The organism is Pseudidiomarina tainanensis, assembly GCF_004214835.1.
Lineage (GTDB): Bacteria > Pseudomonadota > Gammaproteobacteria > Enterobacterales > Alteromonadaceae > Pseudidiomarina > Pseudidiomarina tainanensis.
The window spans coordinates 213785-240022 of record NZ_PIQJ01000002.1; the positions used below are offsets into that span (position 1 = coordinate 213785).

At 45.7% G+C, this 26238-nt stretch carries 27 protein-coding genes; 14 read left to right on the forward strand and 13 right to left on the reverse strand.

Features of this window, described 5'->3' with window-relative positions; translation table 11 throughout:
- The first annotated feature begins 146 nt into the window (after positions 1-146).
- From CWI82_RS09560 to CWI82_RS09570, 3 genes are read left to right on the forward strand one after another with little or no spacing between them, the layout of a single operon-like run.
- On the forward strand, positions 147-1532 hold the full coding sequence (locus CWI82_RS09560) for a sigma-54-dependent transcriptional regulator (protein ID WP_130203451.1): 1386 nt from the start codon (positions 147-149) through the stop codon (positions 1530-1532).
- Between the two features lie 6 nt (positions 1533-1538).
- A complete protein-coding gene (locus CWI82_RS09565; protein WP_130203367.1) occupies positions 1539-2792 on the forward strand; it encodes a bifunctional diguanylate cyclase/phosphodiesterase in 1254 nt (417 codons plus the stop codon).
- Between the two features lie 57 nt (positions 2793-2849).
- Positions 2850-5231: a sensor histidine kinase gene (locus CWI82_RS09570; protein WP_130203368.1), complete on the forward strand. Its 2382-nt coding sequence runs from the start codon at positions 2850-2852 to the stop codon at positions 5229-5231.
- Here the strand turns inward: CWI82_RS09570 and CWI82_RS09575 are convergent.
- Positions 5226-5624, reverse strand: coding sequence for a response regulator (locus CWI82_RS09575; RefSeq protein WP_165383917.1), 399 nt, complete (start codon positions 5622-5624; stop codon positions 5226-5228). The genes CWI82_RS09570 and CWI82_RS09575 overlap by 6 nt on opposite strands.
- A 218-nt stretch (positions 5625-5842) precedes the next feature.
- On the opposite strand from CWI82_RS09575, the gene CWI82_RS09580 reads away from it, so the two are divergent.
- The 5 genes from CWI82_RS09580 (at position 5843) to CWI82_RS09600 (ending at position 11147) form a co-directional block, all read left to right on the forward strand.
- Positions 5843-6460, forward strand: coding sequence for a response regulator (locus CWI82_RS09580; RefSeq protein WP_130203370.1), 618 nt, complete (start codon positions 5843-5845; stop codon positions 6458-6460).
- A gap of 85 nt (positions 6461-6545) precedes the next feature.
- Positions 6546-8237, forward strand: coding sequence for an EAL domain-containing protein (locus CWI82_RS09585; RefSeq protein ID WP_130203371.1), 1692 nt, complete (start codon positions 6546-6548; stop codon positions 8235-8237).
- Positions 8238-8248: 11 nt separating this feature from the next.
- Positions 8249-8602, forward strand: a complete 354-nt coding sequence (locus CWI82_RS09590) for an Hpt domain-containing protein (protein WP_130203372.1) — start codon at positions 8249-8251, stop codon at positions 8600-8602.
- Complete coding sequence (locus CWI82_RS09595; protein ID WP_130203373.1) at positions 8599-9402, forward strand: EAL domain-containing protein; 804 nt, start codon at positions 8599-8601, stop codon at positions 9400-9402. The genes CWI82_RS09590 and CWI82_RS09595 overlap by 4 nt, the downstream gene beginning before the upstream one ends.
- A 53-nt stretch (positions 9403-9455) precedes the next feature.
- Complete coding sequence (locus CWI82_RS09600; RefSeq protein ID WP_130203374.1) at positions 9456-11147, forward strand: GAF domain-containing hybrid sensor histidine kinase/response regulator; 1692 nt, start codon at positions 9456-9458, stop codon at positions 11145-11147.
- Positions 11148-11181: 34 nt separating this feature from the next.
- Here the strand turns inward: CWI82_RS09600 and trhA are convergent, their stop codons facing one another.
- Positions 11182-11838 carry a PAQR family membrane homeostasis protein TrhA gene (gene trhA, locus CWI82_RS09605; RefSeq protein ID WP_130203375.1) on the reverse strand — a complete coding sequence of 219 codons (657 nt, stop codon included), beginning with the start codon at positions 11836-11838 and terminating at the stop codon, positions 11182-11184.
- A 17-nt stretch (positions 11839-11855) separates the two neighbouring features.
- Positions 11856-12137 carry a DUF3081 family protein gene (locus CWI82_RS09610; RefSeq protein WP_092857384.1) on the reverse strand — a complete coding sequence of 94 codons (282 nt, stop codon included), beginning with the start codon at positions 12135-12137 and terminating at the stop codon, positions 11856-11858.
- Between the two features lie 140 nt (positions 12138-12277).
- Here CWI82_RS09610 and CWI82_RS09615 point away from each other — a divergent pair, with 140 nt between their 5' ends.
- Positions 12278-12901 (forward strand): TetR family transcriptional regulator, encoded by a 624-nt coding sequence (locus CWI82_RS09615; protein WP_130203376.1) that lies wholly within the window; start codon positions 12278-12280, stop codon positions 12899-12901.
- Between the two features lie 22 nt (positions 12902-12923).
- Here CWI82_RS09615 and CWI82_RS09620 read toward each other — a convergent pair whose 3' ends face one another.
- From CWI82_RS09620 to CWI82_RS09630, 3 genes are read right to left on the reverse strand one after another with little or no spacing between them, the layout of a single operon-like run.
- Positions 12924-13436 carry an NADPH-dependent FMN reductase gene (locus CWI82_RS09620; RefSeq protein WP_130203377.1) on the reverse strand — a complete coding sequence of 171 codons (513 nt, stop codon included), beginning with the start codon at positions 13434-13436 and terminating at the stop codon, positions 12924-12926.
- Positions 13436-14089: a DUF2959 domain-containing protein gene (locus tag CWI82_RS09625; protein ID WP_130203378.1), complete on the reverse strand. Its 654-nt coding sequence runs from the start codon at positions 14087-14089 to the stop codon at positions 13436-13438. Before CWI82_RS09625 ends, CWI82_RS09620 begins: the two co-directional genes overlap by 1 nt.
- A 38-nt stretch (positions 14090-14127) precedes the next feature.
- A complete protein-coding gene (locus CWI82_RS09630) occupies positions 14128-14820 on the reverse strand; it encodes an SDR family NAD(P)-dependent oxidoreductase (RefSeq protein ID WP_130203379.1) in 693 nt (230 codons plus the stop codon).
- Positions 14821-14952: 132 nt separating this feature from the next.
- On the opposite strand from CWI82_RS09630, the gene CWI82_RS09635 reads away from it, so the two are divergent.
- From CWI82_RS09635 to CWI82_RS09650, 4 genes are read left to right on the forward strand one after another with little or no spacing between them, the layout of a single operon-like run.
- Positions 14953-15849 (forward strand): virulence factor BrkB family protein, encoded by an 897-nt coding sequence (locus tag CWI82_RS09635; RefSeq protein WP_130203380.1) that lies wholly within the window; start codon positions 14953-14955, stop codon positions 15847-15849.
- A complete protein-coding gene (gene dtd, locus CWI82_RS09640; protein ID WP_130203381.1) occupies positions 15846-16295 on the forward strand; it encodes a D-aminoacyl-tRNA deacylase in 450 nt (149 codons plus the stop codon). The genes CWI82_RS09635 and dtd overlap by 4 nt, the downstream gene beginning before the upstream one ends.
- 2 nt (positions 16296-16297) lie before the next feature.
- On the forward strand, positions 16298-17203 hold the full coding sequence (locus CWI82_RS09645) for a bifunctional GNAT family N-acetyltransferase/hotdog fold thioesterase (protein ID WP_130203382.1): 906 nt from the start codon (positions 16298-16300) through the stop codon (positions 17201-17203).
- A gap of 13 nt (positions 17204-17216) precedes the next feature.
- Positions 17217-17465 (forward strand): TraR/DksA family transcriptional regulator, encoded by a 249-nt coding sequence (locus CWI82_RS09650; RefSeq protein WP_199286263.1) that lies wholly within the window; start codon positions 17217-17219, stop codon positions 17463-17465.
- On the opposite strand, the gene hutH is transcribed toward CWI82_RS09650, so the two are convergent.
- The 3 genes from hutH to hutC are packed head-to-tail and all read right to left on the reverse strand — an operon-like array spanning position 17462 to position 21405.
- The gene (gene hutH, locus CWI82_RS09655; RefSeq protein WP_130203383.1) at positions 17462-19003 is read right to left on the reverse strand and encodes a histidine ammonia-lyase; all 1542 of its coding nucleotides are present in this window, start codon (positions 19001-19003) and stop codon (positions 17462-17464) included. The genes CWI82_RS09650 and hutH overlap by 4 nt on opposite strands.
- Positions 19004-20680, reverse strand: a complete 1677-nt coding sequence (gene hutU / locus CWI82_RS09660; protein WP_130203384.1) for a urocanate hydratase — start codon at positions 20678-20680, stop codon at positions 19004-19006.
- A gap of 26 nt (positions 20681-20706) precedes the next feature.
- Complete coding sequence (hutC, locus tag CWI82_RS09665; RefSeq protein ID WP_233340243.1) at positions 20707-21405, reverse strand: histidine utilization repressor; 699 nt, start codon at positions 21403-21405, stop codon at positions 20707-20709.
- A 149-nt stretch (positions 21406-21554) separates the two neighbouring features.
- Between hutC and hutI the strand changes: the two genes are divergently transcribed.
- Complete coding sequence (gene hutI, locus CWI82_RS09670) at positions 21555-22745, forward strand: imidazolonepropionase (protein ID WP_130203453.1); 1191 nt, start codon at positions 21555-21557, stop codon at positions 22743-22745.
- On the opposite strand, the gene CWI82_RS09675 is transcribed toward hutI, so the two are convergent.
- The 4 genes from CWI82_RS09675 to hslV form a co-directional block, all read right to left on the reverse strand.
- Positions 22727-23773, reverse strand: a complete 1047-nt coding sequence (locus tag CWI82_RS09675) for an arginase family protein (RefSeq protein ID WP_130203385.1) — start codon at positions 23771-23773, stop codon at positions 22727-22729. The genes hutI and CWI82_RS09675 overlap by 19 nt on opposite strands.
- Positions 23774-23779: 6 nt before the next feature.
- Positions 23780-24265, reverse strand: a complete 486-nt coding sequence (gene rraA, locus CWI82_RS09680; RefSeq protein ID WP_130203386.1) for a ribonuclease E activity regulator RraA — start codon at positions 24263-24265, stop codon at positions 23780-23782.
- Positions 24266-24359: 94 nt separating this feature from the next.
- Positions 24360-25697, reverse strand: a complete 1338-nt coding sequence (gene hslU / locus CWI82_RS09685; protein WP_130203387.1) for an HslU--HslV peptidase ATPase subunit — start codon at positions 25695-25697, stop codon at positions 24360-24362.
- Positions 25690-26226, reverse strand: a complete 537-nt coding sequence (gene hslV / locus CWI82_RS09690; protein WP_055439050.1) for an ATP-dependent protease subunit HslV — start codon at positions 26224-26226, stop codon at positions 25690-25692. Before hslV ends, hslU begins: the two co-directional genes overlap by 8 nt.
- Positions 26227-26238: the final 12 nt, after the last annotated feature.

A 26238-nucleotide genomic window follows, 5' to 3' on the forward strand; every position in this document is an offset into this window, starting at 1 on the left:
CGAATTCAGGTTAATAAAATTTTGGCACGAGTTTTGCTTGATAATAAATTGCGTGAAAGATCTCCCATCTAAACGCTTTGCCGAGCAGCTCGTTTTCCCTTTTTTACGAGCTGGTCGGTTTTTTTATGAAAAGGCTAATTAAAGAGATGTCTGAAAATATAACAAGAAGAAAAATTCTTATCATTGAAGATAACCAAACGACGTCTTTAATTTACAGAAATTATTTAGGCAAAGAATTTGAAGTTACCGTTGTCGATAATGGGGCGGAAGCTTTGGAAAGTTTTCAGCAACATATGGCAGATTTAGTCCTACTCGATTTAAATCTACCAGATATCGACGGCATTCAACTCCTACAAAGTTTTCGCGAAATCGATAAGCATATTCCAATAATTATCGTAACGGGTGATAGCTCTTATGAGCAGGTCAGTAAAGCTCTTCACTTAAAAGCCACAGACTATCTCACTAAGCCGATTGACCGAGGTCGTCTCAATGTAACGATCGCCAATGCCTTTCGCGATGTTCGATTGACCAAGCGGATTAGTCACCTAAACAGCTCCTCGAAACCATATATTTTTCATGGCATGGTTGGTCGGTCGCCTGCGATAACAACGATATTTGAAATTATTAAAAGTGCAGCGAAAAGTAGCGCATCTATATTTATCACCGGCGAGAGTGGGACAGGTAAAGAGCTATGCGCAGAAGCCATTCATTTAGAAAGTGACCGGCGCAATCGTCCGTTTATTGCCCTGAACTGCGCCGCTATTCCTCGCGAGTTACTCGAGTCGGAGCTCTTTGGTCACGTTCGCGGTGCATTTACCGGAGCGAATACCGAGAGGGTGGGAGCTGCCAAACGCGCTGACGGCGGTACATTGTTTCTCGATGAAATTGGGGAGCTTCCAGTCGATCTTCAAAGCAAGCTACTTCGCTTCATTCAAACTAGAAAATTTCAGCCGCTAGGAAGTAATGAGCTTGTAGCGGTCGATGTAAGATTCGTTTGTGCAACGAATCGGGATCCTCATGAAGCAATTGCAGCAGGTATATTGCGAGAAGATCTCTACTATCGCCTTAACGTATTGCCAATCCATCTGCCACCTCTACGGGAGCGGGGTGATGATGTCGTTCTTATTGCGCGAGAGCTTCTCAAGGCAATTTCATTGGAAGAGAACAAAAGCTTCCAACGGTATTCCAACGCCGTAGAGTCTGTTTTTCGAGTTTATAAATGGCCGGGTAATATACGCGAGTTATCCAACACTATCCGCAAAATTATTGTATTAAATGATGGCGATGTTATTACTCCTGGAATGATTCCTTCAAATCTCATTGAGCCGAGACAACAAATAACTCAGAGCCCTGCCGAAGATTCAGATCAGGCGACGGTAAATCCACTACAACCAATGTGGAAAGTCGAACAAGAGGTTATTTTGATGGCTCTAAAGCACTGTGATGGACGTGTCAGGAAGGCAGCAAAGCTTTTAGAAATTGATCCATCAACGTTATATCGAAAAATCGAGCGTTGGAACTTAAAGGTATAAATTAAGATGTTTGGGCATTTCTACAACCAACTAAACGCGAAAATTACTTCTGGAGTGACAGCAGAGAAATTATTTGCCGTGTGCTACATCGATCTTGATCACTTTTTCGAGATTCAGCAGGACTTTGGTTGCGAAGTGAGTGAAATAGCTTTGCGCTCAATACACGAACGGGTAGCCAGTATCTTAAGTCCAGATGACTTTTTGTCGCAAAGTGCGAGTGATCAGTTTTTTGTTTTCATTGCGTTAGAGAATCTTGACTCAAACCTAGCGCAGCTTTGCGAATTTATTAGCGCTCCTATCAAAATATCGGATTATCTTATAAGCATAACTGCATCAATTGGCGTGCACATCCTTAAAGAGCAGGATAAATCGCCGGACCATGTATTACGAAATGCTATAGAAGCCTGCATTCACGTTAAGCACGAAGGCGGTAATAATTTACACATATACGATGACGAAGCAGTCTTACTTCGCCGAAAAAAGAGAGAAATAGTCGATCAAGTAATCTTTGGGCTCGAAAACCATCAGTTCGAGCTTTATTTACAGCCTAAATACGACCTTAAGAACTTGGTTGTCATTGGTTTTGAAGCTCTCATTCGATGGATTGACCCTGAACGCGGAATAATTAGCCCTGCTATTTTGCTCGACGCAATTGCTGGAACCGAAGCCGAGCGACTTATCGATGAATTTGTACTTGAAGAGGCGCTGACAATACTGAAGGGTTTGCATAAACTAAACCGCACCCTTAGCTTGAGCATCAATGTCAGCCCAGCTCAGCTAATGAGCCCTTGGTTTGCAGCGCAAGTAGAGCTTTATTACACCAAGTATCCCATTCTGATGGAACATTTGCGACTGGAGATTCTTGAAAGTGATACTTTTAAAAATTTAGATGTTTTTAAATCCCATCTCGAAAACCTAAAACAGTTTGGTGTTACTCTATCACTTGATGACTTTGGTACAGGCTTCGCTTCGTTAACGCACTTATTGATGCTACCAATCAACGAGGTAAAGATCGATCGCTCTTTTGTCACTTCAATTGACACCAATGAGATCAATCAAATGATTGTGAAACACGTCGTGGAGCTGGCAGAAAAGCTTAATATTTCCACGGTCGTTGAAGGTATCGAAAATCAAAAAGAATTAGCCACCGTACAAAATCTGGGTGTGCATGCTGCGCAAGGCTATTTTCTGACGCGACCGTTTCCAAGTAGTAAATTAAAGGATTGGTGGGCAGAACAGTTACTCAACAGCGTTCTATAGCTTGACTGCGTCTATTGAGTTAATTAATTGGCTTTAATACTTGGCTGGATTCAGTGAATGAAAAGAATAATCAACGGTTTACCAAGGTTAAAAACTTCTCTGTTTATTCTGGGAGCTATTTTAGCTCTTCTCATCAACTGCTTTCCGATACCATTTATTTATAGCGACCAAATATTTTTAGGTAATTCGATTGCTATTGCTCTAACAATTTTGTACGGATTGCGAGTTGGCCTGCCTATTTCTATAGCTTCGGGTCTATTAACGAGCTACTTTTGGGGACACTACCTTGGTATTCTCCCTTTTACCATAGAAATTATTTTGGTCTTTCTTGCAGTTCGATATGGGAAAAGCGTTCTATTAACCGGTCTCCTCTTTTGGCTAACGCTAGGCCCAGTTGTTATCTTTGCGAATTACTTTTACTTCAGTGATTTTTCCACAATCGAAACCTATAGCATCTCACTGAAATATAGCCTTAATGGACTATTTAATATCCTTCTAGGGTATTTAATTTTCCATGCACTGAGATATTTAAAATTTGAACCAAATATACAATTTCGAACTTCAACCGCTCAGGTGATTTTGAACACCGGATTTTTCATTGCATTCTCTATTTCTTCAGTCACAGTTTACTTTTGGTTACAAGCAATGAACAAAGAACTGACTGATGAAATAAAAAGAGACACCGTCATTTTAAATGAAGTCGTGGATGACTCGGTTAATAATCATCTTTCTACGCACCTTTCAGCCATTCAATTTATTAGTGAGATAGTAACGCAACAAAATAGCAACAAAAATATAAGCGACCTTCTTGATATTACAGGAGATTTATATCCGTCTTACTTAACGATGCTCGCGACTGATACAGAAGGCAACATTATAGCTACGTGGCCTGCCGAAATGCTCAAGATAGCAAAAATTAACAATTCAACCAATGTCTCAGCACGAGATTATTTTATCGTATCCAAGGAAACATCAAGAGCCTATATTTCTGATAGCTTTCAAGGCCAAGGCTTTGGTACTGACCCTATTCTTGCATTAGCTGTGCCATATTACCTAAATAATAGTTTCTCTGGGATAATAGAAGGCTCACTAAATCTCAAAAGCCTCTATAGTCACTGGATTCCAAAAATTGACCGAAATGATGTTTATATCATTTCAGACAAACAGAACAGCGTTGTATTTGCTTCGCCTGAACTTAAAATTGCACCACTGACCAAAGCCCCAGACTTTCTATCGAGCGACTCTGATATCTCATCACCTACGCGAGTTACCGTAACATCAAATGGAGAGGAGTACATTGGCTATAGAACATTAAATAGAAGTTCTGGCTGGTCAACAATTAGCTTTATACCAATCGGTACGTATGAATCTGTACTCAGCGGATATATGCTTCGTTCGTTTTTATTATTACTGACGATGTCTTTTCTATTTGGCATCCCGCTATATTTTATCGCCGGCGCTTTAACCAAGCCAATCAGTAAATTAGTTGAAAATATTGAGTTGGCAAACACTTCTAAAGGTGTTGTACCTCTTGAATCGAGTAGCCATTATTATGTAGCCGAACTAGAAAGCTTGCGTACTGGCTATCATCGATTCACAAAGGATTTAGCGAAAACACTTGCGAACTTAACTCAAAGCACTGAAGAAAATAAAACTCTAAATCAACATCTAATTGAAATTAACGAAAACCTAGAGCGGCATGTTTATGAGCGAACCGAACAGCTCGAACTTGCATTGAGTTCAGTCTCTGCCGCAAATGATATGAAATCCATCTTCATGGCAAATATGAGCCATGAGATACGTACTCCACTCCATGGTGTTATCGGAATCACTGAAATATTGTTGCATCAAGAACACAGTGAAGAAGTTCATCAGCAGCTGCTACTCATTCAAGAAAATGGGAAACATTTACTTGATTTGCTCAACGATATTTTAGATTTCTCAAAAATCGAATCAGGTACACTTAGCATTCATAATACTCGCGTTGATGTAAGAGAATGTTTAAGTGGCATAGCAAACACATTTAAACCTATTGCTGAAAAGAAAAACCTTCGCTTCAAACTTGAGATACACAAGTCTGTACCAGACTATCTAAATTTAGATGCGATACGCGTCAAGCAGATACTGAGCAACTTAATCAGCAACGCCATAAAGTTCACGAACACCGGGTCTGTGAACGTTGATGTTTTTTATGAGCAAGCCTGCTTGCACATAAAAGTCATCGATACGGGGATTGGAATTAGCCCAAATGATATCGAACAGATTTACTTACCATTCCAGCAGTTAGAATCAAGCGCATCCAAACGCTTTGAAGGAACTGGTTTAGGCCTTGCAATATGTATGCAGTTGGCCAAACTGATGGGAGCGAAATTAGACTGCCAGAGTGAAGTTGGAGTCGGTACAACCTTTGAGTTCACCGTTTGTTCTGACGACTTATAATACGACACTTGAGATTGTTTCAAACAACTCATTTTTTGTGTATGGCTTCGTCAGCACAGCTTGAATCGGCAATTTGCGATATTTGCCACGCGCAACGCCCACTGCATCGGCAGTCAATAAAATGATTGGTTTGTTATCGTGAAGTTTTTTCTTACGAATTATCTCTATAGCATTAACCCCATCAAGTATAAGCATCATTGCGTCAACGATAACCACATCAAAACTGTCTGCTTCTAATGCAGCAAGCAATGCATCGCCGTCAAATACAATTTTAGTTGATGCGCCAAATTCCTTTAGATAAAAATCAACGATCAGTTGACTGGTTTTGTTGTCTTCTGCAACGAGAACGGAGCAGCACTCGTTGAATGTTCTGATATTTGCTGATTTAGGCATGAATTGCTCACAAAGCATTGGTGATTCGTTCAAGTTAATATACACCACAAAAATGATAAATTCGATATTTTTAACAATCAGTATTTCGCTAGGATATTAACGAAAATTTGCGCTGATAATAACGGTTTACACTATTGCTAGTTTCTGTATAAACTTCTGAAAATTGCAAAATACAACTAATTCAACATCAAGCACTTCTATTCACAGGCGATATTCTAATGCAAAGCAAGAGCTCCAAAACCACTTACTTGAGTACATCAGAAGTAGCAAGGTTGCTCGGTGTGTCGGTAGGGACAGTGCAGCAAATGGTGGAGAGCGGCGAACTCAAAGCATGGAAAACCGCTGGGGGTCATCGCCGAATTCTTAAAGAGTCTGTGGTTGAAATGCAGGGCATGCAGCAAAATAATTCAGTTGTAACAGAAGTTAATAAAACACCACAAGTCAAATCCTATCGAACAAATGAATTAGCTATTCTTATTGTTGAAGACGATCCTGTCGCAGTAAAACTTTATGAACATTTGCTAGAGGCAAATTCAGAAAATGTTCGCGTCGAGTATGCCAGTGATGGTATTGAAGCGCTTTTGAAGCTGGGGCAACAGCGGTTTAACTTATTAATTTTGGACATCGACATTCCATATGTGGATGGCTATGAAATGCTGAGAAGAATTTCGGCAGATGCTCACCAAAGTTCTTTGAACATCCTTATTGTCACTGGAACATCAATCAAACCTTCAAATATTGATAATGAAGGTCTAACAATAATTGAAAAGCCGATAAACAAAGCCTTTTTCCGAGGCTATTTACAGGGGGCTATTGATACCCACCGAGCGAAATAAAATATTTTTGACATTTTTATCATTTTTGTTGATTTATTTCGTTTTGGCTTATAATCTATCCTCGCTAGATTATCGAGGATAAAGAATGCACTCTACATCAGCACATATCAGCCATTCAGGTGATTCAGTTAAATCACGAACAGCACTTGTCATAGATGACGATCCGACATCGCGCTTAGTTGCCCAATGGTTGTTGCACCGTCAAGGCTACCAGGTATCTAGCTTCAAAGGCGTTAGTCAAGATATTGAATCAATCTCATCAATGGCGCCGCGCAAGCCCGATGTGATCATTATTGATTATTTGCTTCAAGATTGCTCAGCGATTGACTTCATAGAGAAACTTAATGCTATTCAGGGGTTTAATGAAATTCCTAAGATAGTCATAACAGCAAAGCGCTCGAACGAAAGTGAACGAACAGCACTTGCACATGGTGTCGCCGATTTTATTACAAAACCGCTTACAACTTCGAAGTTCGTAGAACGAGTTGCTCTTACTTCGGCTGAAAAGCAATTACAAAGCTATAAGCACCATGGCTGGTTGCCAACGATAAATCCATTGGAAATTAATCCATCTGATTTACCGAATTCCTACAGCGTCATCATTGTGGAACAAAAAAATTTCGATGAAATTGCCCATCATCAAGGAATGAATGTAGCACACCAATCGATGAATGAACTCGCTCATACCCTTAATCTGCTGTTGGCACCAAATCACGTTTTCATGAGCCGAATTAGCTTATCTCAAATAGCAGTTATAAGCGCTGTCGTTAATGCTAACGACCTAGCTCCGCTGCTCTCTCGACTTAACGCGCCATATAAAAAAAACATAAGCGGGAAGATTTCGAAAGCGGTTGCGATGTTAGCATGCGGTGTAGCAACTAACCTTGGGAAATGGACAATCAATGAGAGCATCGCAAATGCCATGTTTGCCCTGCTGCTCGCACGAAAAAAAGATAAGTTTGAGGTTGAATACTTTAGCCATCTGATTGGCCACAAACTCAAAAGACTAGAAAGTATTCAACACAAACATAGTTATGACGATCTGAAAAGCATGCTTCGTTTGGTATATCAACCACAAGTGCGCGCTTCAGATAGCCAGACTATGGTTCTTTCGGCATCGATCCGATTGCGAACGCCTATTATCGGCCAGATACCATTCGATGAGTTGACCCAAGTTTATGCATCAAAAAGTTATACCGATGATATTGGTCTACACCTATTCGAACGTTTGTTCGGCGACCTAAGAGACATACCAAAACGAATTAACGTTGCAATGCAATTGCCGGAGCAATTATTGGGCTCTGATCAATTTATTTCTAATCTAAATCAATTAGCTCGAACATATAACATTGAGAAAAGCCGAGTAGAGATAGAGTTGCTACAATCTAGTGTAATGAATATTGATAATCGTAAGTTAGTAAATATTTTCAGATTGAAAAACTTCGGTTTCTCAATCGTTTTGGATGACTTTGGCTTTGGATGCAACAACTTCAATCTACTATTGTCACTTCCGATAACGAAAATTAAGCTGGCTAACGTATTTCTTAATCCAGAGTACTTTGAACATAGAGGTATACGTCTCATCAACTCTATTGCATCAGCCGCTAACTCCGAAGGATTTAAACTTGTCATTAAAGATATTGAAACCAATAAGCAACTTGGCGGCTTAAAAAGCTTACCCAACATACTCTTTCAAGGCTCGGCTATCGGGCGCTCTCTACCATTAAAAGATTTAATCATGCGTCTGAAGCAACAAGCTCGACTCAGTGAAGTTTAAAAAGGTTAGGTATGTCATTGCTATTTTTAGAACAAGAGTTTGATGGTGATTTCGATTTCATTTCTGAACTACTATTTACAGTTCGAAATGAATCCAAACAATATTTGGAACGAATTAATCATCTCAGATCATATGGCGATAAAATTTCGGCAAATGAATTACGTCGCATCGCTCACCTTATGAAATCAACCGCCAACACTATAGGTCTATTTGAAGTTGGTAATCAGCTTGAAAAAATTGAATCTCAATTTGAGTCTGAACTTATGAGTGTGTCGCACATTAATAGCAATGTTGATGACCTGTCGACATTGGTTCAAGAAATTCACACAGTAGCTAATAAACTATTAATGGAAATTGATGCATGACAACACCTGTCGATTATCTCTATCAACTACTAGCCGCCTTTGAAGCAGATGAAGTTTCATTAAAATTCGACCCGGTTTTTCAGCTTGAAGCAGATCAGTTGAAACTTCACGGACTACGTAGTGTTGTTGATTGGCCTTTGGAATCTCGCAATCAAGTCACTTCAATTTTTAAAGAAGCTGAGCGATTTGGCATGTCGCTAGCGGTAGACGAGCCATCAATTCGACTTTTGTTTAGATATCTTAAGAACTTTAAATCAGTATTTGAGCACCCGATTCAGCTGTACGTCTCTGTATGTATCACTTCATTCACAACTGACACACTTGTGCGGTTAATTACCGATTTAGCCGATGATATTGAATTCGATCTTTCGAATTTAACTTTGTGTTTGAAAGAAAATTATCCTAACAAAGATTACCTCGCACAATTGTATCATTTGAATGAACTGAAAGGGTTGAATGTCAAAATATCAGTAACGCATAGTGAAAATAATCCACCTCGTGTTGATTTAATGACTAAAGCTCAAGTTAACTTTATTGAACTATCACGAGAATTAGTTCTAAATTACAAATCCAATAAACAGATTTCGCAATATTTAAAAGGAATGATTGCAACCATCCGTAATTTGAATAAAAGCGTATATGTTGATGGGGTTAGTGACTTAGAGATGATTAACTTTTTCCGAGCCTGCGGTGCTGAATATTTTTCGGGTAGTGTGGTGTCAGACACGGTTAATGTGTGCGACTTATCAAAGATTAACCGATCTCTTGATACAGCTATGCAATCTGTAGCCCGTAACTAACCTTATAATAAAGCGCAATAAATTCTAAATATTATCATCGAAGAATACTATTAATGACAAACTCAACCACTCCCACAGAAGCTCTATTAATTAAAATAGCTCGTGAGTATTTAAATCTACCACTCGAAAGATCTGACGAAGCAATCCAGTCCTCGCTAGAGGAGATGGCGAAGTTTGTAAACGCAGACCGCGCATATATATTTTCTTATAACGAACAAGCGACGCACTGTTCAAACACTTATGAATGGTGCGCGCCAGGAATCACAGCCGAAATTGACAACTTGCAAGATGTCGATTTAAGCGAGCTTAGAGAGTGGGTAAGTGCTCATCGAAGTGGCGAAGAAATGCATGTAGCCGATACCTATGCGCTCTCACCAGAAGATGGCGTGCGAAAAATTCTCGAACCGCAAGGTATCAAGAGCCTGATGACCATTCCTATGTTGAGCCCAAAAAAATTACTTGGTTTCATTGGTTTTGATAGCGTCAAGAAGCACCACGTGTATTCAGAAAAAGAACGTAAGCTATTGTGGTTATATGCCGAGATGCTCGTCAATATGTACGAACGCGAAGAGACTTTTAAAAACCTCATAAAAGAGCGCGAAAGAGCCGAGGTTGCTAACCGAGCAAAATCCGATTTTCTTGCCAATATGAGCCATGAAATTCGAACGCCATTAAATGCGATAGTTGGCTATTGTGAAATACTTGGCGATACAAAGCTTTCTAAGTCTCAACTCGATTTCGTGAATACGATCAAATATTCCTCAGAATTACTTCACGGTATCGTTAATGATATTTTAGATTTCTCGAAAATTGAGGCTGGTAAGCTCAGTTTGAGTGCAGAGCCTCTTTCCTTGAATGAAGTTTGCAATAGCCTATCGAAATTATTCGTCCCTCAAGCGAAAAAGCGTAATGTTAACTTTCTGATTAATCGTGAATTCAGTTCTGAAACGATTTTGCTCACAGACTCATTACGATTCTCTCAAGTGCTCATGAATTTAATAAGCAACGCGATTAAATTTACGTACCACGGTAATGTCACCGTTACAATCAAGGAAATTCAACAGCATAGTCGCTTTACTGATCTTTACATCTCAGTTGAGGATACAGGCATAGGAATGGAGAGCGAGCTTGTCGAGCGTTTATTCAAGCCGTTTGAACAAGGAGGACAAACGCCTCAACATAAGCAGACAGGTACAGGTTTGGGGTTGGCCATCAGTCAACGACTTGTTAATGCCTTCGGCAGTAAAATTTGTGTTGAATCCGCCCCTGGAAACGGCTCCAAATTCTTTTTCTCGTTGACCTTGAAAAAGGCCTCTCATAGAGATAAGAAAAAAAATGATACAAGAAAGACAAGCTTCATCGCGAATTATGACTTTTCAAATCGCACAATTCTTGTGGCCGAAGATGTTCAACTAAATCGTGACCTGATGAAGCATCTACTTCGAGCGACACATTGCAAAGTCGATTTTGCAGAAAATGGTCAAGAAGCGGTCGACCTCGCTAATCAAAATCACTATGACTTGATAATCATGGATCTTCAGATGCCTATTCTTGATGGTTTTGAGGCGAGTAAACGGATTAAGTCAACTAAGCCCCAACTACCCATTATCGCTTTATCAGCTGCAGCCTCAATGCTTGAAATTAATTACTCGAAGGAATGTGGTATTCACCGTCATTTGTCTAAACCTATTCGCCGTAACCAACTTTTTGAGGCGATAGAAGAAACATTTAACGAGAAATCATAAATCCCAATAATGAAGACTAATTTTGCTCATCTCGTTAAATTATTTCAGGGTGCGGCAGTACGAAATAAAACACTGAGAAGAAGTGCAGAACACTGCCGGCGAGCACAAATACATGCCAAATGGCGTGGTGAAAACGCAACGATTTCCACACGTAGAAGATCACCCCGAACGTATAGGCAAGGCCGCCGGCTAGCAATAACCACAAGCCGCCAGCTTCAACGGTTTCCAACATGGGTTTGATCACCACTAAGGCCATCCAACCTAGGCCTAGGTATAGGCTTAAAGACAGCCATTTCTTGCGCTCTTTCATGGCCACTTCCATGATGACGCCAATCAGAGCAATGCTCCATACCACGGCTAACAATGTCCAGCCCCACGCACCGCGCAAGTTAACCAATGCGAATGGCGTGTAGGTGCCGGCAATTAATACGTAAATAGCCGCGTGGTCCATCTGCTGAAAGAAAGCTTTTACGCGCGGCCAAGGAAACGCATGATAAAGCGTCGAGGCAAGATAAAGTAGAATTAAGCTAGCGCCATAAATACCGGCGCTGACGACGTGGAAGGTGTCACCGTATGACACCGCCCAAACGAGCATGAACACCAGCCCAACGATGGCTGCAATTGCGCCCACGCCATGCGTTAGGGCATGCGCTATTTCTTCCGCCACACTATAGGCTTTATGTTTACTCACTGTCAGCGCCTCTAAATTTATTCACCACGTTCTGGGGTATAGTGGCCTTTACTGATGTTTTCAATGGCCTTCATAAAATTTTCAAATTGGCGCTCGTGTTCATAATCCAAGTGATATTTATTATGAAACTCTAAACGCATATTCACGCCTTGGCCTTCAAGGAACACGGTATAGCCATCAAAATCGGTATACGCGGTAATGCCTTCGAGGGTTTTACGGCCTTCATCATCCGGTTTGCCATATTCAATAATGGTCTCAAACGCGTCGAGTACGAGGCGTTGGTCAATATCATTTTTCATGGTCAACCTCCAACAAATTTAAGTGTCATGAACAGCATAGCACCGTTTGACACGGAGTTGATTACACTTTTTACATACATACATGCATGTTTGTTTGATATCGATTATAATGTCACCGAGATTGAGTAAAGAGGTGTAATGTGGTTCGACGTACGAAAGAAGATGCTTTAACGACACGGTCAGCGCTATTAGACGCTGCAGAGCGTTTATTCAGCGAGCGCGGCGTCTCAAATACCTCCATGAATCAGGTGGCAGAGGCGGCTGGGGTAACCCGTGGTGCTATCTACCATCACTTTCAAAATAAGCTCGACTTGATTGATGCTCTGATGGAGCGCGTGCGTCTTCCAGTTGACGAAATGCGTGATGAACTGGCGCAAACCTACCAAGGCGACCCAGTCTCGCATCTGCGCGCACGCTGTTTGCATATTGTCGGACAAGTCCATGACGATCCGCACACGCAGGCGCTGGTTAATATTCTTTTGCATAAGTGCGAATACGTCGACGATGCACTGCCCATTCACTTGCGCCATTTAGGTGGTCGCAATGCCTGCATCACCGAGTGCGTATTACTCGCAGATAAAGGCAAAGAGCAAGGTTTGATTGACGAGAAGTATGATTCCAAAGCCACTGTTATTGGCTTGTTTAGTCTGGTCGATGGGATTATGTATAACTGGCTACTTGATCAAACCTATTTCGATTTGATGCAAGCAGCCAATCAAGCCATTGATACGTATCTGGCTGGTTTAAAACCGCGCGGTGCTTAATACGCCGGCAGTGCGCCGACCGTTAATCGCCCTGCTTCAAAAATCCTTTAATTTGCTCTGCATCGAAGTTCGCAATGGTGTCGTCACTAGCTTGCGCGCAACTTAAGAACATGGGCGCGACATAGCTTTTAATTGCCGCCATAACCACCATTAAATGCGTCATCGCACGCATCGCACCGATACGGCCCGGTGAGGCGCCAGCCAATAACACGCTTTTACCAACCCACGGGTTTTGCTCCAATCGGGTTGTCCAATCAATCGCATTTTTTAATAACGGTGGAACGGAGCTATTGTACTCTGGAGTCACGATAACAATTTTGGTCGCTTCAGAAATCGCTGTGGCTAACTTTTGAATATTCGACGGCACGCCGTTTTCATCTTCGTAGTCGCCATTATAAATTGGCGCATCGAGCTCTGCCGCCGGATACACGTAGCAGGCACGTCCATCACTTTCGGCAACTTCGGCAATCCGCTTTTGTAATTTGCCGTTCAGTGACGCCTGACGACTGCTACCCGCTAAAATCAATAAGCTCATTACGATCCCTCCTTCATGGCTTCAATAAATGCGTTCGATTCTTGTATCGCGGTTTCCATTTCCCGAATTAGCACGTCAACATCGGTGCGTAAGCTTCGATATTCCCCACGAATCGCATCCACCGCTTTGGCGTTGAGGTTATGCTTCAAGTACAGCACGTTATCTTGCAGTTTCTCGAGCACCGGCTCCATGGTATCGGCCGCACGCTCCATGCTTTGCAGTAAACTGGTGTAACGTCGCTCGGTTTCACGAAGTGACCGCTCACTCTCACGACGCATTGCGTCGTTACTGTACATACCGAGCTCTTCTTGCCACTCATCAAAGAGTGCTTGCGCGACATCATCAATCGCTTCAATACGATCATAAACCCGCTCTGCGGCAGCTTTACTGCTTTCGTAATCATCATTGAGGGCGTTATAGCGCGCTTCGAGTTCACCACCATCAAACTTTAATAATTCATCGAGGCGTTGTAGCGCAGATTTGAATTCTTCTTGGGCATCGGTTTGCGCATCACGTGCGTCATCCACTCGGTCGACTAAAATGTCACGTTTGTGAATCCCGACTTTTTCCATAGCCCCGTAGTAAGCACTTTGGCAACCGGCCAAAACCACAACGGCGAAGACAATTCCTATCCAATTCATCAAGTAACGCATAACCACTCCTTAGCTGGCTGTTGTGCGGTCAGTATAGCTTAATACGGTAACGGCGAACCATCCCAATGCCAAAAACCGCCTGAATCTTCAGCAGTTAATTGGTTTATAACCGCCGCAATACGCTCTGCTGATTGTGCTGGGGTATACAACTTATCGGCCGGCAACCGTTGTTGAAACGGCGCCGACAGTGCTGTGTCAGTAGTGCCTGGGTGAATCGCTGCAAGGCACAATTGTTTGTGTGTTCGCTTCAATTCAACCGACGCGGTTTTCAGTAACATATTTAACGCCGCTTTACTGCTTCGGTAGCTATACCAACCGCCTAAATAGTTATCGGTAATACTACCGACTTTGGCACTGAGTTGTGCCCACACGCAAGCCTGTTTTTTCGGCAAAATCGGCAACAGTTGTTGTAACAATAAGATCGGTAGCGCGGCATTGACATAAAACGTTTGTTGCAGTTGTTGCCAGTTCACGTCCGCCAGGCGTTTTTCCGGCATAAAATCATCGGTATGCAAAATGCCTAACGTGCTAATCACAATATCGGGCTGCTTCAGTTGTGGCAAAATGCGTTGCAAGCTGGTTTCGGTGTAGTCGGTCACTTGTAGCCAATGCCCCGGTAATTGCGGCGGTTGCTGGCGGCTCAACGCTTGCACGGTTGCGCCTTGATCATGGTAATACTGCACCAGTGCGCGACCCACACCACCACCTGCACCGATAATTAATACCTGCATAAACATACTCCTCATCGAACCATGCAATCACCTGCCTGATTGGCGATTGGCCAAGAACAAGGTATGTTATTTACGTGATCCGCACGGTTTGGGATTATAGTGATGCCAAAAGTTGCAGAAAAAGAGAGTCGAATGAGCGAGACAACACCTGAGCAAACCGCATTAGAACAGTGGCAAGAACGCGGCCGCAAGGCATGGCGGTTCTTGAAATATTTTAGTAAGCGCTGTCTGGATGATCGCGTGACTATTGTTGCGGGACATTTAACCTTTGTCAGCATGCTGGCACTGGTGCCGTTATTAGTGGTGATGTTCTCGGTGTTCTCTGCATTCCCAATGTTCGAACAACTTAAAGAAGAATTGGAAAAATTATTATTTGCCAATTTATTGCCGACATCCGGCGAAGTGATTAGCGAATATTTAAATCAGTTTGTCAGCAACGTGTCGAAAATGACCACGGTTGGCGTCATCTTTGTGATTGTGGTGGCGGTGAACTTGATCAGCACCATTGACGCCACGATGAACCGTATTTGGCGCAATCATAAACGTCGACGCATGGTCGTGGCACTCGCCGTGTACTGGATGATATTAACCCTCGGCCCCATTTTAATGGGCTCGGGTATGGCCGTCACATCGTATGTGATTTCGTTGACCGCCGCCGCGGAAGTTTACGTGTCTGGTGTGCGCACCACCTTGCTAAGCTTGGTGCCCATTGTCACGTCGTTAGTCGCCTTCATGCTGTTGTACATTATGATGCCAAACCGTATAGTGCGCGCCCGTCATGCGTTTTGGGGGGCTTTGTTGGCCGCTATTCTATTCGAACTCAGTAAAAGCGGATTCGCTGCCTATATCACGGCATTTCCGAGTTATCAGGCGATTTATGGCGCGCTTGCCGCGATACCTATCTTACTACTTTGGATATTTGTCTCGTGGAATATCGTGCTGGTGGGGGCTGAACTCACTGCCAGTATTGAAGAGTTCTTTCAACCACCCGAAACAGATTCTGAAGATAAACCCGAAGGAAGTGAATGAAAGCATTAATTCAACGTGTCAGTGAGGCTTCGGTCACCGTTGCTGGTGAGTGTATTGGCGCAATTGGACAAGGCCTGTTAGTGTTGCTTGGCATTGATAAAGACGACACCCATGATGATGTTGCCAAACTCGCGAGCAAAGTTGCCGGCTATCGCATATTTGCCGATGCCGACGACAAGATGAATTTGAGTGTGCACGATATTAACGGCGGCGTGTTAGTCGTTTCTCAATTTACTTTAGCCGCTGATACCCAATCGGGACGGCGTCCAAGCTTTTCGTCGGCAGCGCCGCCGAGTCACGCAGAGCCACTCTATTTGGCATTTGTCGATGCGCTCCAAAAAATTGGACTCGAAACAGCCACTGGAGAGTTTGGCGCCGATATGAAAGTTGCGTTGGTGAACGATGGACCGGTAACCTTCATGCTGCATTCCAACAACAAGGGTTAACTATGTACCGTGTTATCGCGCCGGAAACGCCGGAACAGCTCGCTTCGTATTACGACTTGCGATGGCGAGTATTACGCGAACCGTTTCAACGACCACGTGGTTCTGAACAGGATGAATACGATCAAGTCGGCTATCACCGCATGGTGGTTAATAGCGCTGGACAAGCAGTTGCGGTCGGGCGTCTTCATTTTAATAGCCCAGATGAAGGTCAGATTCGCTTTATGGCGTCAGCGCCTGAGCATCGTGGCGAGGGCCATGGCGTTGCGATTGTTTATGAGCTCGAGAAAGTAGCCCGTGCAGAGGGTGCCAAACACATTGTGATTAATTCGCGTGATAACACACTGGGGTTCTATATTAAGTGTGGTTATGAGGTGGTTGAAGAAGGCGATACGGTAAAAAATCCGCAGGCGGAACATCAGCTGAGAAAGACGTTGACCGAGTTTAACCGTATTATTTATCGCCCGGATTGGTGCCAAGAACTTGAAACCACTTGGCATAGTGAAATTCCGATTTCCGAAACAATGGGGATTAGGATTACCCAATATACCGGACGTGAATTTGAAACAACGGCGACCTTGTCGCGCAATATTAACGTGCATGGCACTATGTTTGCCGGCAGTATTTATTCATTGGCGACCTTGACGTGCTGGGGGTTATTGCATTTACAATTGCGCGAACGGCAGTTGCACGGCGCAGTCGTATTGGCCGATGGTCAAATTCACTACCACAAACCGGTCAGCCGAGAACCGCGCGCCATTGCTCGATTGTCAGCGATGACAGGGGATTTATCGGCACTTACATTGGGTAAAAATGCGCGCGCTACGCTAAAGTCACAAGTATTTGATGGTGATAAACCCGTTGCTGAATTTACTGGCCAGTTTGTCGTGCTCGCGAAAAAAGAAAAATAAGAAGGACGTTAACATGAGTGATAATTTATCCGCCCAGCAGTTGTTACGTATTCGAAGTAAGCTTGAAGCGGTTGTCAATGAACAACCTGGGACTCGTCAGGCGCAAAGTGCTGACGCTGCTTTACAGCGCATGCGTAGCGGCGAATATGGCTACTGTATTGAGTGTGGTGAGGAGATTTCAGCGGCACGTTTGGCCGCGAAGCCTGACGTCGCATTATGTGTCGACTGCCAGGCTTTAAAAGACGAAGAAGAGGACGCTTAAGCGTCCTCAAGTACTGCCCCTTCTTGCACTAAGTTGTGCAACTTACCTTGTTCAATCAAAGTCCCAATAGCGGCAATATCCGGCGCAAAGTAACGGTCTTGGTCGTAAAAGCCAACTTGCGCGCGAACCCGTGCATGCGCTTCTTCAATTGCCGGTGCAGCTTTTAGCGGACGTCGGAAATCTAAACCTTGCGCCGCTTCCAATAGCTCAATCGCCACAATGTCACGAATATTACGTGCGATATCGGTTAACCGACGCGCCGCAAAGGTTGCCATGGATACGTGATCTTCTTGGTTTGCCGAGGTCGGTAAACTATCTACTGACGCTGGATGCGCGAGCGTCTTGTTTTCTGACGCTAATGCCGCAGCAGTTACCTGCGCCAGCATAAATCCAGAATTCACGCCGCCGTCGTTGACCAAAAATGGCGGTAAGTTACTCAAGTGATGGTCAATTAACAAAGCGCTACGGCGCTCAGACAACGCACCAATTTCACTTGCAGCAATCGCCAGAATATCCGCAGCCATCGCTACCGGCTCAGCATGGAAGTTGCCGCCAGAAATAATGTCACCGTTATCGCTAAATACCAGCGGGTTATCAGTCACACCATTGGCTTCACGCACAAGAATTTGGCTAGCGTGTTGTAGTTGATCGAACACGGCACCCATCACTTGTGGCTGACAGCGCAATGAATACGGATCTTGTACCTTTTCACAGTCCACATGCGCCGCAGCAATTTCAGAGCTATCACCCAATAATTGACGGAAACTTTGCGCCACCGCAATTTGCCCCGGTTGACCGCGTACTGCGTGAATACGCGCATCAAATGGTGAACGAGAGCCCATTGCCGCCTCTACCGCCATCGCACCGGTGACCAATGCTGCATTGAACACCCGTTCAATTTGGAATAAGCCATGCAGCGCCAGCGCGGTTGATGCCTGGGTGCCGTTGAGTAACGCCAAACCTTCTTTTGGTGCGAGGGCGCTCAGTGGCTTCAAACCAAGTTTCGCCATCCCTTCAACAGCCGGATAAATTTTGCCTTCCACGCGCACTTGGCCTTCACCAAGCAAGGGTAATACAAGGTGAGCCAACGGCGCTAAGTCGCCCGATGCGCCCACTGAGCCTTTACTCGGCACACATGGGTACACTTCGTTGTTGAGTAACTCAATCAGCGCATCAATGACCTCTTGGCGAACACCCGAGAAGCCGCGGCTGAGTGAATTAATTTTCAGTAACAACATCAAACGCACCACGGTATCGTCCATGAGTTCCTGCGTACCGGCAGCGTGCGATAACACGATGCGACGCTGCAAGTCTTCCAGTTTTTCTGGCGGAATCCGAGTATTGGCCAGCAAGCCAAAACCGGTATTGATGCCGTAAACGACTTTGCCTTTAGCGAGTACGTCGGCAACGGTTTGGTGCGAGCGCGCAATGACGGCAGCGGCATCGGCGTGCAACGTCACATGCTTTGGCTCCTGCCACCATTGACGTAACTGCGAAAGACTTAACGTGCCAGGTTGCAACTCAAATACATCACTCATTTATTTGCCCTCCAGCATTGGTAAATCTAAGCCTTGTTCGCGTGCACAGTCTTTGGCAATGTCATAGCCAGCATCGGCATGGCGCATCACGCCCGTACCCGGATCATTCCACAGCACGCGACTTAAACGTTGATCCGCCGCGTCAGTACCGTCGGCAACAATCACGACGCCAGAATGCTGTGAGTAACCCATGCCAACACCACCACCGTGATGCAGGCTGACCCAGGTGGCACCGCCAGCGGTATTTAATAGGGCGTTTAGTAATGGCCAATCAGAGACCGCATCAGAACCGTCGAGCATACTTTCGGTTTCACGGTTCGGGCTCGCCACTGAACCTGAATCAAGGTGATCACGACCAATCACAATCGGCGCTTTTAGTTCACCGCTTTTCACCATCTCGTTAAAGGCTCGCGCAATACGCGCACGGTCTTTCAAACCAATCCAGCAAATACGTGCCGGCAAGCCTTGGAAGCTAATACGCTCGCGCGCCATGTCTAGCCAGTTGTGCAGATGGGGATCATCTGGAATCAGTTCTTTCACCTTGGCATCGGTTTTGTAGATATCTTCTGGGTCACCTGAGAGTGCCACCCAGCGGAATGGACCGATGCCTTGACAGAATAACGGCCGAATATACGCAGGGACGAAACCTGGGAAATCAAATGCGTGATCAACACCGACGTCTTTCGCCATTTGGCGAATGTTGTTGCCGTAATCTAACGTGGCAGCACCGCGTTCTTGGAGCGTTAACATGGCGCGCACTTGTACTGCCATGGATTGCTTAGCCGCTGCGACTGTGCCCGTTGGGTCACTTTCTTGGCGTTCTAAATACTGCTCGAGCGTCCAGCCTTGCGGCAAATAGCCATGCAACGGATCATGCGCTGAGGTTTGGTCAGTCACCACATCTGGAGTGATATTACGCTCAACTAACTCCGCGTAAACATCGGCCGCATTCCCCAGCAAGCCAACCGAAATCGCACGGCCTTCTGCGCGTGCTGTATCAATCAGTTTCAGTGCTTCGTCTAATGAGGTCGCTTTATGGTCGACATAACGCGTGCGTAAGCGAAAATCGATGCGCGTTTCATCCACATCAACAGCCAACATGCTATAGCCCGCCATGGTGGCTGCCAACGGCTGCGCACCACCCATGCCACCAAGGCCACCCGTCAGTATCCAACGGCCTTTGGTATTACCATCAAAATGTTGACGCGCTACTGAAACGAATGTTTCGTAGGTACCTTGCACAATGCCTTGCGAGCCGATGTAAATCCACGAACCGGCCGTCATTTGGCCGTACATCATTAAGCCCTTTTTATCGAGCTCGTTGAAGTGTTCCCAGTTAGCCCACTCAGGTACTAAGTTTGAGTTGGCAATCAACACCCGTGGCGCATCTTCATGCGTTGGGAATACGCCCACAGGTTTGCCGGATTGTACCAATAAGGTTTCGGTTGGTTTTAAGCGCTCGAGAACTTCCACAATTTTGTCGAATGCTTCCCAGCTACGTGCAGCACGGCCAATACCGCCATACACCACTAATGCTTGCGGGTGTTCAGCAACCTCATCGTCGAGGTTATTCATGAGCATCCGTTTGGCAGCTTCAATCTGCCAGTTTGCCGTGGTGAGCTCAGCACCACGATCAGCGCGAATCTTGCGGCTTTTATCTAAGCGGGTAAAACTCATCTGTTGATCCTTTCTTTTAACTGCGTTTAAGCTTTAAACGTTAAATGGCCACCCAGCACAAAGCGAGAGCCTGGGTGCGTCAATACTGCATAAGTCACCACACCGGCATCGCTCCATGTGCGACGAACAATACGTAAACATGGCTCTGGTTTGGCTAACTCAAGCCATTCGCAAACATGTGTGCTCGGGGTCACCGCTTCAATTTGGTGACTTGCTTCGGTCAGTGGTGCCACGGCACTTAAATATTCATGCGGTGTAATTTGGCGAAAATCTTGCTTTAAATAATCGGTCGCAACGGCAGGGTTCACATAGCGTTCTTCAACTTGCACTGGCAAACCGTTTTCTAAATGGGTAATCACCGAATAGAACACCGGTGTTTCCGGTTCAACCTGAAGTTGCTCAGCTACCTGCAAACTCGCTGGTACTTGCCTGAGAACGTGCACATGTGCCTCATAATCATGCTGGCGAGCACGAATTTCATCGGCAATGTTGCGAATGGCCATAAACGAGGTTTGCGATTTTAGCGGCGCAACATAGGTGCCCGAGCCTTTCGAGCGAATCACCAATCCTTCGTCCGCCAATTCCTGCAAAGCGCGGCGTGCGGTCATCCGACTGACTTTAAATTGAATCGCCAGCGCATTTTCAGAACTCACTGGGTGGTTTTCCGGCCACTCGCCCGACGCTATTTTGCTGTAAATATGCTGTTTGATTTTGGAAAATTTCACGAGCGTTCTACCTATGTGATTATCGCATTGGCTACCATGGGCAGCGGCTGTGATGAAATCATTCAGACTCATGCTAGAGTGTGATAGAGTGTAGTCATCTTTAATTGTATATACAAGTTGTCAGCGGGAGAATTTTTATGACAGCAACCATGCAGCGCCTCGAAAATGTCCGCCTTGCCACCATGACTGGTGAGGGCTACGGACTTATAGATGACGGCGTGATTGTGTTCGATCACGAGCAGATTCATTTCGCTGGCAAGCGCAACGAAGCGCCTGACGTGACCGCTGAAATTATTGATGGCCAGGGTGGCTTAGTCACGCCCGGGTTGATTGACTGTCATACCCATTTAGTCTGGGCCGGTTCGCGCGCTGATGAGTTTGCCAAGCGCCTGCACGGTGTCAGCTATGCCGAGATTGCCGCCCAAGGTGGAGGCATCGCAGCGACGGTTCGAGCAACACGCGCGGCTTCAGAACACGATCTGGTTAAGGTGACGATACCTCGCTTACAAGCGCTAGTGCGCGAAGGCGTGACGACGGTTGAGATCAAGTCAGGCTATGGCTTGAGCCTTGAAGATGAGCGCAAGCAGCTACGGGCAGCGCGTCAACTTGCTGAATTAATGCCGGTATCCGTACAAACCACGTTGCTGGCGGCCCATGCGGTGCCGCCGGAATACAAAGACCAAGCTGATGCGTACATTGATACGGTAGTTGAATCTATTATCCCAACTTTGGCAGCCGAAGGCTTAGCCGATGCAGTCGACGCATTTTGTGAATCCGTTGGTTTTACTTCGGCGCAAACCGAACGCGTCTTTCAAGCGGCGCAAGCGGCTGGCATTCCGGTGAAGCTACATGCTGAACAGCTGAGTAATCAACACGGCAGTGCGCTGGCAGCGCGCTATCAAGCACTCTCCTGTGACCATCTGGAATATTTAGATGAAGCTGGTGTACAAGCAATGGCTCAAGCTGGCACCGTTGCCGTATTGCTTCCAGGTGCATTTTATTTTCTACGAGAAACCAAACAACCGCCATTACAGTTGCTACGCGACTACAACGTACCGATTGCCGTATCGACCGACGCCAATCCAGGCACCTCGCCTATTCTGAGTCTTCAGCTGATGCTACAAATGGCGGCGACATTATTCCGCATGACACCAGAAGAATGTTTGCGTGGGGTGACCGTGAATGCAGCGCAAGCGCTCGGCTTACGTGATCGCGGGCAATTATTTGCTGGTATGCGGGCTGATTTGTGTTTGTGGAACGTCGAGGATCCGGCGGCGCTCACGTATCAGTTTGGTACCAATCCGTTAAGCGCCTGTTGGTATCAAGGTTCGCGGCGTTGAAACCCGTGCAGGTAAGCCAGTACTAACTCACTCAAGAGTTGCGCACAGGCCATGTCGCCGGCTTCGCGTCCAGCGGGGTGCAAGCTCGGCGCCGCTTCGGCTAAATGCAGATAGCGCGTACGCGGTAAGCTGGCTAAGGTTTCCACCAAACTATATCCATGTGCGACACTCAAGCCGTTGAAGTTAATCGCGCTAGCGGGCACACCCTGTAGGGCGTCCACATCAATCTCGATGCCTAATGGCACATGCCAGGCTTCCGCTTGCGCGGCAATGGCGCTTAGCTCGTTCGACCAATCGTGCGTGTAGAGCTCATGCACACTGCGATAGGTAAATTCTGCATCGGCGAGTTGTTTCAAGCTCTCCGCGTTGTTCTTACCTTCATGCAGGCCAACCACATGATAATGTTTCAGTGCGCCTTCCATATAGGCATAGCTAAAACCATTGCCGCTGTGGCGCCCTTCACGCGCTCGGAAATCGGCATGCGGGTCAAGGTTGACGGCACCCACGCTCTCTCCTGAAGCCTGCTGCAACGAGGTCAGCAATGGGTAGGCATTATTGTGACCGCCACCAACAAGTATGACATCAAAACCCGCTTCAAATAGTGGCACTAGCACTTGTTGAACGCGCTGATCGAGGCGCTCACAGAGTTCACGTAACTGCGCTAATTCGCCGGCATCCGTGTTGCGTAACGCATCCGCTTGTTGCTGTAAGTCGTCACATTGCACTTGCCCAACAAGCAACAACTCGTGGTCGGCGATCATCGGGTTGGATTGTAACGCTAACAGGCCTTTTAGCGCCGCTGCATAGGCGTGTTCTGCGCCACCGCGGCCGAGATTCGCACGCGGACCTATTGATTCAGGCACGCCAACAATGGCAATACGTTGCCCGCGCTCCCACGCTTGCTGCAAGGCATCATGATAAGCATCAATCGTATCGATTTCGGGTAAACAATGTAGGGTTTGACCGAGACGAATCTCGCCGCTACGTGGGGTAAACCACGCAGCGGGGTCAATAGAAGTTAAGAACATAATAACTTATTCAATGTCGAGTGGTTCTGGTGCAATAATGATGCCGGTGCTATCGGCGTATAAATGGTCTTCTGGTAAGAAAGTCACGCCACCGAAATTCACTGCAACGTCAACTTCGCCGATGCCATCGTTCGCAGCACCAACCGGAATAGAAGCCACCGCCATAATGCCCATATCAAGCTCATCTAGGGCATCCACGTCGCGAACAGCACCATAACAAATGATGCCTTCCCAATCGTTCTCAAACGCTAAGTCTGCCACAGCGATGTCGACTAGCGCACGACGCGTTGAGCCACCACCGTCTATCAGCAATACTTTGCCGGTTCCTGGCTGTTGCACCACTTCTTCGATAATGCCTTTGTCTTCGAAGCACTTCACGGTGACCAACTGGCCGCCAAACGAAACCCGACCGCCGTAATGAATGAACATGGGTTCAACCACATCGACAAGATCTGGGTATAAATCGCAAAGTTCTGACGTGTTGTATTCCATTGCCGTACCCCGTTCACTGTGACTTAACGTCTTGAATGTTAAAGCACAGTATAGCCGCTTCTGCCCAAGTGCAAAAGCGGCGCGGGTCAAGCAATTATAAAATAAACCGGCTGAGGTCTTCGTCTTGTGCCAGTTCACCAAGGTGACGGTCAACATAGGCCGCATCAATTTCAATGCGTTGGCCATGTAAGTCACTGGCTTTGAAAGAGATTTCTTCCATTAAACGCTCTAAAACGGTGTGTAAACGGCGCGCACCAATGTTTTCAGTGGTTTCGTTTACTTGGAATGCCGTTTCGGCAATGCGCTGAATACCGTCTTTGGTAAACTCAACTTCAACACCTTCGGTGGCCATCAATGCTTTGTACTGGGTGGTTAACGAAGCATTTGGCTCAGTCAAAATACGCACGAAGTCAGAGCTGGTTAATGCTTGTAACTCAACGCGAATCGGCAAACGCCCCTGCAATTCTGGAATCAAATCCGATGGCTTCGACATTTGAAACGCACCCGAGGCAATAAACAGAATATGGTCGGTTTTCACCATGCCATGCTTGGTCGACACCGTGGTACCCTCGACTAATGGTAGCAAGTCACGTTGCACACCTTCGCGAGAAACGTCTGGGCCAGAAACGTCACCGCGCTTACAAATCTTGTCGATTTCATCTAAGAACACAATGCCGTTTTGCTCAACGGAGTGTAATGCTTGCTCTTTAATATCTTCCGGATTAAGCATTTTTGCGGCTTCTTCTTCAATCAGCTGCTTAAACGCATCCTTAATTTTCATTTTCTTCGGTTTTGCTTTGCCACTGCCAATGTTCTGGAACATGCTTTGCAACTGCGAAGTCATTTCTTCCATGCCTGGCGGCGCCATAATTTCAACGCCCATTTGAGGGGCACTGATCTCAATTTCAATTTCTTTGTCGTCCAACTGGCCTTCACGTAATTTTTTACGGAAAGTTTGACGCGTACTCGACTGCTCGCGCGGTTCCTCTTCTTCATCAGCCCAGCCGGTTTTCTTAGCCGGAGGCAACAAGGCATCGAGAATCCGCTCTTCGGCGGCGTCTTCAGCACGATGACGCACTTTTTGCATCATTTGCTCACGTGTTTGCTTCACTGCGGTATCGGTCAAATCGCGAATGATCGACTCAATTTCCTTACCAACATAGCCCACTTCGGTGAACTTCGTTGCTTCCACCTTGATAAATGGAGCATTCGCCAGCTTTGCTAAGCGGCGCGCAATTTCAGTTTTACCCACACCCGTTGGGCCAATCATCAAAATGTTTTTCGGCGTGACTTCTTGACGTAATTCGTCGTCCAATTGCATCCGGCGCCAGCGGTTACGCAAGGCGACTGCGACTGCTTTTTTCGCATCGTCTTGGCCGACAATGTGACGGTTCAATTCATCAACAATTTCGCGTGGGGTCATCTCAGACATTGCTTACCGACTCCTGTTCTTCAATCGTTTGGAAACTGTTGGTGTAGACACAAATGTCGCCTGCAATAGTCAGAGCTTTCTCAACAATCTCACGTGCGCTTAATTCGGTATTTTCCAGTAATGCAGTTGCCGCAGCCTGTGCGTATGGGCCACCTGAGCCGATCGCAATGAGATCATTTTCTGGCTGCACCACGTCGCCGTTACCAGTAATAATTAAAGAGGTGTGCTTATCCGCTACCGCCAATAAGGCTTCAAGGCGACGTAAGGCGCGGTCCGTACGCCAATCTTTGGCGAGCTCCACGGCCGCACGCATCAAGTTGCCTTGATGGGCTTCAAGTTTCTTTTCGAAGCGTTCAAATAAGGTGAAGGCATCGGCAGTACCGCCGGCAAAGCCTGCCAGCACTTGGTTATTGTACAAACGGCGCACTTTGCGTGCGTTGCCTTTCATTACGGTGTTGCCAAGGGATACTTGGCCATCGCCACCAATGACAACTTTGTCACCGCGACGGACAGATACGATAGTAGTCACAAATACGTCCTC